4 protein-coding genes are annotated in these 6,326 nt (G+C 64.2%); all 4 read right to left on the bottom strand.

The genetic code is table 11. The features are described 5' to 3' along the window. Nucleotides 1-165 precede the first annotated feature (165 nt). Nucleotides 166-1,083 carry a dihydrodipicolinate synthase family protein gene (locus tag IDH44_RS22280; RefSeq protein ID WP_190921032.1) on the bottom strand — a complete coding sequence of 306 codons (918 nt, stop codon included), beginning with the start codon at nt 1,081-1,083 and terminating at the stop codon, nt 166-168. Nucleotides 1,084-1,134: 51 nt separating this feature from the next. Continuing rightward, a complete protein-coding gene (locus tag IDH44_RS22275) occupies nt 1,135-1,905 on the bottom strand; it encodes an SDR family NAD(P)-dependent oxidoreductase (RefSeq protein WP_190921031.1) in 771 nt (256 codons plus the stop codon). Nucleotides 1,906-1,931: 26 nt separating this feature from the next. Further along, nucleotides 1,932-4,640 (bottom strand): hypothetical protein, encoded by a 2,709-nt coding sequence (locus tag IDH44_RS22270; RefSeq protein ID WP_190921030.1) that lies wholly within the window; start codon nt 4,638-4,640, stop codon nt 1,932-1,934. A gap of 72 nt (nt 4,641-4,712) precedes the next feature. After that, on the bottom strand, nt 4,713-6,302 hold the full coding sequence (locus IDH44_RS22265) for an extracellular solute-binding protein (protein ID WP_190921029.1): 1,590 nt from the start codon (nt 6,300-6,302) through the stop codon (nt 4,713-4,715). Nucleotides 6,303-6,326 lie beyond the last annotated feature (24 nt).

Below are 6,326 nucleotides of genomic sequence, written 5' to 3'. Positions count from 1 at the left end.
CGCGGCCGCTTGGGCGCTCGCCGCGGCGGCCTCCGCGTCGGCGGCTGCCGACACGGGCGCGCGCCCGACTTGCTCGCCGCTGGCCGGATTCACATTTATCGTCGTCTTGCCCGACGCCGCCGCCTGCCACTTACCGCCGATATAGTTCAAAATCTCCTTCATCTCCTACACGCTCCCTTCCGCTTGCCCGCGCGTCAATCCCCAGCGATCCAGGATCGCCGCAATCTCCTGCCGCTCCCGCTCCGTCAGCGGCGCGATCGGCGGCCGCACGTCGGCGCGCGCTCGTCCGAGCTGAGCCATCGCCTCCTTGACGACGCTCACATTGGCTCCGCTGCGTTCGCGTTCGCGCAGCAGCTCGAACGGCCGCAGCTCCGCCCAGATACGCATCGACTCGGCCGTATCTCCGGCGCGTAGCGCCGCCAGCAACGCCTGCGAGCGCTGCGCCTCGACATTGACCAGGCCCGACGTATAGCCGACCGCGCCGGCCGCGAAGAAGAACGGCGCCCACAGCTCCGCCGTCCCGCAGATCCATACTGGGTCCGACTCCGCAGCTTGCACCGCCGCCGCGAACGAAGGCAGATGATTGACGGCGTACTTGACGCCTATGATATTCGAAATGTTGGTCGCCTCGCGCAGCAGCTCCGCGCCGACGCTCTCGTGCCGCACGTACAGCACGATCGGCAGCGACGTGGAGGCCGCGACCTCGCGATAGTAGGCGAGCAGGCCGCGCTCCGACTGGAACGGATGCACCGGCTGATGCAGCATCAGGCCGTCCGCTCCCGCCTCCGCAGCCGACTCGGCCAGCACGGCCGCGGTGCGCGTGTCGTATCCGATGCCGGCCATGACGGCGGCCCGACCGGCGACGCGCTCCACGGCGAGTTGCGTCACCCGGCGCGCCTCGCCTAAGGTGAGCGAATAGAATTCGCCGGTGTTGCCGCACGGATAGATCGCCTCGATGCCGCTGGCGACCAGATCGTCCAGATTGCGTCCGAGCGCAGCTTCGTCGATCGCCCCGTCTTCCCGGAACGGCGTAATGTTGATCGCATTGATGCCTCTAATTCTGGCCTTGATCGCCTCGAACATGTCCAACTCCTCCTTTACCGATTACCTGATCCGCTCCCCTGATCCGCATTCCTAATCCGACTTCTGATAGGCCGAGCGTCCGCCGTCGACGACGAGCGACGTCCCGGAGATGAATGCGGCGTCGTCGGAGCAGAGGAAGGCCGCCGCAGCGGCCACATCCTCCGGCGTGCCGAGCCGGCCGAGCGGATGCGCGTCCAGCATGGTCCTCTCCTTGCGCGCCGGATCGTCGAAGCCGTCCAGGAAGCGGCGCGCCAGCGGCGTCATGACGAAGCCGGGCAACAGGTTGTTGGCGCGGATACCCTGGCCGCCGAAGTCGACGCAGATGCCGAGCGTCATCGCCTGCATGCCCCCCTTGGCGGCGTGGTAGGGGAAGTGATTGTATTGCGTGCGCAGCACATGCGTCGACGACATGTTGACAATGCTGCCTCCCCCTGCCGCGGCCATGAGCGGAATGGCGTGCTTGCAGCAGTACCAGGCGCCCTTCAGATTGATCGTCATGACGCGCTCCCACTCCTCGTCGGTGGCGGTCGTCACAGTGGTCGTGCCGGTCACGCCGGCGTTGTTGACCAGCGCATGCAGCGCGCCGTAGCGGCGATGCGTCTCCTCCGCCAGACGCTGCGCCTCGGACTCCTGACGCAGATCCGCCTGCACGAAATGCGCCTGGCCGCCCGCCTCGCGGATCGCGGCGGCTACCGCTTCCCCGCTCTCGCTCAGATCGGCCAGCACGACCGCCGCGCCTTCACGGGCGAAGCGCCGCGCGATGGCGTCGCCGATGCCGGAGCCTGCGCCGGTGACGATCGCGGTTTTTCCTGTCAGCCGCATGGTTCACTTCCTCCTTCACCCTACTTCTACGCTTCGTACAGCCAGTCTAATGTGTCGGCGCTGCCGGCGCCCTCGAGATCGCGCACGCGCAGCGTCTCGTCGTCGCGAATGACGCCGAGAATGACGTAGGAGCCCTGGCCAAAGTCCAGCTCGTGCCGTCCCGGCTCGTAGCGGAACGCATGCACATTGACGTTCGGCTGGAAAAACACCTTCAGCCCGTTGAGCAGCACCGGCGCCAGTCCGCCGCGGTCGTCGGCATGCGTGTTGGTCTCCAGATCCGGCACCTTGAGCCACTGCGGATGCCCGGAGTTGAAGTAGCCGACCAGTACGCGCACCGGCTCCTGCACCTCGAAGGCGACGCTTACGCCATCCTTGCTCGCTTGCTCGTGCGAGAAGCGGATACCCTCCAGCCCCACGAGCTCCTCGGCGACGTTGGAGACAATGATGTCGCTGTCCTTGAAGATGACGGCCTGCGGCTCGACCGTGTACGTCTCGGCGTGCGGCGAGAGCAGCGCGAATGTTGCGGAACGATACGGCCGGATCGGCTCCGCCGCCTCGGCCACCTGCTGCGGCAGGCGCCCCTCCCCGAGCGCTGCGATCTGCCGCACGAAGTTCGCATACTCCTCTTCATACATCGGCAGACAGTCCGTCCAGTGCGCATAGCGTTCGCCGTCCGGGAACGGCACCTTGCGCGAGGGCGTCTGCATGCTATTGGCGTACAGATAAGTCTCCGAGGTGAGCGCGGTCAGCTCGCGGTATGCCTCCAGACTCGCCCGGAACTGCGGCTCGGCCTCGCGCAGCAGCTCTATGTGCGACGTATAGTCGCCCGCGGCGCGCGCCTTGTACGTCAGAATGGAGACAGCCGCCCGCACCTTGTGCGTATAGGCGCGCGACATCAGCGCGATCGCCCGAATGTCGGCGGCGATCCGCTCATATTCCGCTTGCCCCTGCGTGACTTGCGCGCTTGCCGCCTGGATCGCCCGCTCTGCGGCGGCGGCGTGCCGATCAACGTCGTCCGCGATGTCGATCGGGGTCTCTCCGATATGCGGCTGGCCCGCCAGTTCGCGCGCCACGTATTCATCCAGCCGCTCGCCCTGCGGCGCCTGTGCCTCCCACAGCTCCTTCCACGGCCGGTACTTGTCCGGATTGGTGAGCTGGCTCATCGTCATGCCGAGGCTCATCGTCTGGCGATTGCCCTCGGTGATGCCGAAGCGGCGCAGCAGCTTGGGCGCGCATTCGCCGGCCTGCTCGTACGCGTCCAGGATCGCCTCGGCGGCCTCCGCCGAGCCGTATCGCTCCTTCAGCCGCTCGATCCAGTAGCGGCGCTCCAGCTCGGGGTGATGATCCGGATTCCAGGCATAGCGGAACCAGGCCGCGAACCAGATCCAGTCCCGGTCCATCTGCCGCAGCCGCGGACTCGTGTCGTCCGCCGTATACGGCCAGTCCCAGTAGAACAGCGGATACAGATGGATGCCGTTCGTATGCAGGCGATATTTCGCCGCCTGCACGCACTTCTGGATGAAGGACGGCGCGCCGTAGCGGAACGGCTCCAGATTCGCGAGAATATGCACGTTGAACAAATGGATCGAGCCGAGCGACGCCAGATGCTGGTGGATGTCCTGCCAGCGGCCGCGCGGCGTGTAGGTCGTCAGCGACTCGCCGTTGTATTTCGCTTCGGTGAACAGGTTGGCGTACCGCGGCAGCGCCTCGGCCATCACCTTGTCGGACGGAATCGCATGCGCCCGCACGATGATCGGAGGCAGCTCCTTGTCCGGCAGGTCCTTCAGCCCCTCGTTCACCCCGGCGAGGATCGTCTCGTTGAACCACTCGACGCCGTAGATCGCGCCTTGCAGCGCTTCGCCGAGACAGACCATGAGGCCGACATTGGGGAACCTGCGGATGAAGGTCGAGATCGACTGGATATAGTAGTCGCTCGTCAGCGGCAGCGGCTTGGGCTGATGCAGATCGAGGCCGTGATGCCGGGCGAACGGCAGCGGGATATGAATATTGTAGAACTTCAGCACAAGCCAGATGCCGCGCCGGTCGCACGCATTCGCCAGCCAGTGGAACGTCTCGACATTGAGCCGGAATTCCTCCTCTGTGACTTCCATCGCTTCGGGATAGTCGTCCAGCCGCATCAGCGAGGAGAACGGGTGCCCGGTCCAGATGTAGAGCACATTGCAGCGATCCTCCAGCATCTGATCGAGGAATTCCGTCCACAACCCGCGATCGTAGAACCACGGGAAGCGGCCCGGCGTGATCGGATATTCATACGTGCGCCGCGGCGGCTCGATCTTGGTCTTCTGCAGCGGCACGACCGGTCCGCGCAGCTTCATCGCCGGGCCGTCGCCGAAGGCCAGGTCCTCCGGCAGCGCGCCGGCCAGCTTGATGCGCGCAGCCAGCTCTTGGCAGCCGTACAGCACGCCGCTGTCGCTGCCGCCGCTGACGACAGTCAGCGCGCCCGGCACGCTCGCCAGGTAATAGCCCTCGCCCTGCGGGACAGCGCTATGATAGAGCAGCACCTCGTGCTCCTCCAGCTCGGCAATCAGCGGCGTCGCGGTACGATCGCCAAGTACGATTTTGGGCGCGTCCGCCGCGCGATAGCTGTCGATGGACCATGGCCCGGACAGCTGCCCCTCCAGACCGCAGGCGGCCAGCGCCTGGGTGATCAGCTCGGCGCCATGGCGCACGCGCGCGCTGGCATTATCCGGTATAGATAGCAGTACTGTTGTCATGATGTTCCTCCCCGTCCTTGATAAGAAGCCGCCCCCGGCAGGCGGCAGGCTGCCGCTGCCGGGGGCAAGCCGTCAGTTTGCCGTCAAGTATTTTTCGTAGATTGCTTGTGCGTTCGACATGCCGACCTTCTCCAGGTCGCTCAGATAGCTCTCCCACTCCTTGTCGCTCGTCGGGTCGACGATGCCCATGACAGCCTTGGTGGAGTACTGATACGCGATATCCTGCATCGCGCTGACGGTCGTGTTGATCGTCTGCTGCTCTTCCTCGGTCAGCGCCGCGCTCTTCGGCATCGTGTTGAACATGTCTGCGAGCTCGGTCATCGCTTCTTGTTTTTTCTGGAACATCGGGTCGGTCGAGAGCTTCTCCTCGCTCTGCTTGAGCCACCAGTCGAAGCCGTGCTGCTCGGCGACCTTCTGCCGGTCGTAGCCCTCGATATAATCGATCTTGCCGCCTTCGTTGGCGTACGTCACGCCTTCAAGGCCCATCTGATGGAACAGTTGGCCTTCCGGGGTCGAGCCCCACTCGACATAGTCGAACAGTCGCTCCAGCTTGTCTGGCTGGTCGGCCAGCTTGTTGCTGAAGATCGGTCCGAAGAGCGAGAAGTTGAGCGGCTTGAACTCGAGTGCCGGCTGGTCGGTCGCGCTTGGCAGCGTGCGTGCATAATCCCACTGCCCGCCCGGAATGTCCTTGAGCTCGTACTCCGGATCGACGGTGTGACTCGCCCACTGGAAGTCGAGCAGCACCTTGCCGGTCAGCCGCTTGGTCGCCCATTGCTCCTTCGTAATCGTGGCGAATTCCGGCTCGATCAAGCCTTCCTTGTACAGCTGCGAGAGGAACGTCAGCATCTCGCGATGCTTGGGCGAAGCCATATTCCATACGACGGCGCCGCCTTCGTCGGGATCATTCCAGAAGCCGTTGGTGTGCGTGTTGTTCGGATTGCGGAACGCCTGGCGAAAGCCGTTCATCAGGTTGTTGATGCCGGTATTGTCATTGCCGCCGCGTACGCCGATGCCTACGCTGCCGGGGAATTCGGCCTTGAGCGACTTGAGCGCTTCATGCAATTCGTCCAGCGTCGTCGGGAACGACGTGATGCCGGCCTGCTCGAAGGCGTCCTTGCGGTAGATCCAGGTCATCGGATCGTTGGTCGCGACGCTCGGAAGCATGTAGAGCTTGCCGTTGGTGCTGCCGAAGTCGAGCAGCAGCTCCCAGTCCTCGTCGCTGAACAGGGCGCGGTACGTCGGCAGCTGATCGATATAATCGCCGATCGGCAGCAGGTAGCCGCCGGATGCCCATTTGGCGACGCTGCTCGGGCTGTTCATATTCGGTATGAAGTCAGGATAGTCGCCGGAGGCGTACATGACATTATATTTCTCCATACCGGCCGACAGCGGAATCGATTGGAAGTCCCACTCCATGTTGAACTTCTTTTCCACCTCGGTGATGTAATCATTGGGAACGTTGTTCGGCGGATATTTCGGCATGCTTGCCACCGAGATTTCAACAGTTGCGTCGCCGCTGCTATTCGCGTTGCCGCCCGTCCCGTCGCCGCCGCTATTCGTCGTGCCCGCATTGCCCGAGTTGCCGGAGTTGCTGCATGCCGCGAGCAGCGATGCGGCCAGCATTGCCGACAGCAGCACGCTCAGCCATTTTCTGTGTGCCATGTGTTCATCCCCTTTAATGAGTTT

Origin of the sequence: Paenibacillus sabuli, from assembly GCF_014705605.1 — a bacterium.
GTDB lineage: Bacteria > Bacillota > Bacilli > Paenibacillales > Paenibacillaceae > Paenibacillus_D > Paenibacillus_D sabuli.
Note: the sequence above shows the minus strand (reverse complement) of the source record. Positions and strands in the feature narration are given on the sequence as shown.

Bases quoted from the DNA above. Each gene is read 5' to 3' on its own strand.
- IDH44_RS22280 (WP_190921032.1), bottom strand. From the start codon at position 1,083: ATGTTCGAGGCGATCAAGGCCAGAATTAGAGGCATCAATGCGATCAAC.
- IDH44_RS22275 (WP_190921031.1), bottom strand. From the start codon at position 1,905: ATGCGGCTGACAGGAAAAACCGCGATCGTCACCGGCGCAGGCTCCGGC.
- IDH44_RS22270 (WP_190921030.1), bottom strand. From the start codon at position 4,640: ATGACAACAGTACTGCTATCTATACCGGATAATGCCAGCGCGCGCGTG.
- IDH44_RS22265 (WP_190921029.1), bottom strand. From the start codon at position 6,302: ATGGCACACAGAAAATGGCTGAGCGTGCTGCTGTCGGCAATGCTGGCC.